Origin of the sequence: Cryobacterium luteum, assembly GCF_900110125.1 — a bacterium.
Classification (GTDB): Bacteria; Actinomycetota; Actinomycetes; order Actinomycetales; family Microbacteriaceae; genus Cryobacterium; species Cryobacterium luteum.
Genome location: NZ_FOCN01000063.1, coordinates 1 through 1,666 on the forward strand (window position 1 = coordinate 1; position 1,666 = coordinate 1,666).

General features: G+C 63.2%; 1 protein-coding gene. It reads left to right on the forward strand.

Annotated elements, in window-relative coordinates:
- Window positions 1-50: 50 nt before the first annotated feature.
- Window positions 51-1,466 (forward strand): IS1182 family transposase, encoded by a 1,416-nt coding sequence (locus BMW72_RS18210; protein WP_092113167.1) that lies wholly within the window; start codon window positions 51-53, stop codon window positions 1,464-1,466.
- Window positions 1,467-1,666: the final 200 nt, after the last annotated feature.

The window sequence follows — 1,666 nt, forward strand, 5'->3', positions numbered from 1 at the left end:
ACGTGGACGTGGACGTGGTCGTGGATGACGGGGTCGAGGCTGGCGCGGGTGTGAACAAGCGGTTTAGGACGTTTGAGCCGGCGGCGGTGATGTTGGTGCCGCCGTCGTTGGATGAGTGGCTGCCGCAGAATCACCTGTCCCGTTTCATCGCGGACATCGTTGAAACTCAGCTGGATCTGAAGAAGTTCTACGCCTCTTACGCCAAGTCGAAGGGCCAGCCGCCCTACGACCCTCGACTGATGGTCCGGGTGCTGCTTTACGGGTATTGCGTCGGTGTTCGCTCGTCACGCGAGTTGGAACGGGTCTGCGTGGACGTGGTCGCGTTTCGCTGGTTGGCCGCGCAGCAGGCACCGGATTTTCGTTCCATCGCCCGGTTCCGGAAACGTCACCTCTCCAGTCTGGGGAACGTGTTCTTGCAGGCGTTGGAACTGTGTCGCGCCGCCGGGATGGTCTCGCTCGGGCAGGTCGCGTTGGACGGCACGAAGGTGCGCGCGAATGCGTCTCGGCGCAAGGCGATGAGTTACGCCCGGTTGACGGAGAAGCAGAAAGTCCTCGCCGACGAAGTGTCCGCGCTGCTGGCGGACGCGGACGCGATCGACGATGCGGAGGACGCTCGTTTCGGAAAAGACAAACGCGGTGATGAGTTGCCGCCGGAGCTCGCGCGGCGGGAGACACGCCTGGTGAAACTGGCCGAAGCGCGCGCCGCGTTGGAGGCCGACGCGGCCGTCCGGGCTCGGAAAGACGCCGAGAAGAAAGCCCGGGACAAGGGCGATGACGACGACACTGCTGCGCAGAAAGGTGACGATGCGGCGAAGAATGCGGTCGTGAGGCCGAAGGCTCAACGCAACTTCACCGACCCGGATTCTCGGATCATGAAGACCGCCGACGGGTCGTTCCACTACGCCTACAACGCACAGGCCATCGTTGATGCAGACCATCAAGTCATCGTCGCGACGACGCTGACGAATGTCGGCGTGGATGTTGAACAGGTCGTGCCGATGATCGAGAAACTTCAGGCCACGACCGGAGTTCTGCCCGGGCAGGTCCTGGCGGATGCCGGGTATTGTTCAGCAGCAAATCTGGGCTACGCCACGAGCCTGGAGGTATCCAGCGACGGCAGGACCGAGTTTTTCATCGCGACCGGCCGGGTGAAACACGGCGAGCACGTTCCTGAGGTTCCCCGGGGCCGGATCCCCGCGAATGCGACGCTTCGGGAGCGCATGGCGCGAAAGCTCAAGACGAAGAAGGGCCGCGCCGTTTATGCGCGGCGCAAAGCGATCGTGGAGCCCGTGTTCGGTCAGATTCACACTCGGCAAGGAAAGTTCGTGTTGCTGCGCGGGTTGGAGCAAGCAGCGCACGAGTGGGACCTGATCGCGGCCTGCCACAACCTAATGAAGCTGCACACCTTGCAAACTAAGGCGCTTCTGGCCGCACCGGCCGCGCTGATAGCTCGGCCAGCAACCTAAAGAGCAGGGCGGAAGCGCCCTGCCGGCGGCGGGAGCAACCGCGCCTGCGCCGTCAACGCGACCGTGGCCCTCTTTTCGATCGGCACAACCACAATTCCCCCATTGGCTACCGGGCCAGCAACACCCAACCCACGCCGAGACATGGACCCGTATTCCGCGGTATCAAGCCGAAATAGGCGTTACTGACTCACGCTCCTAGG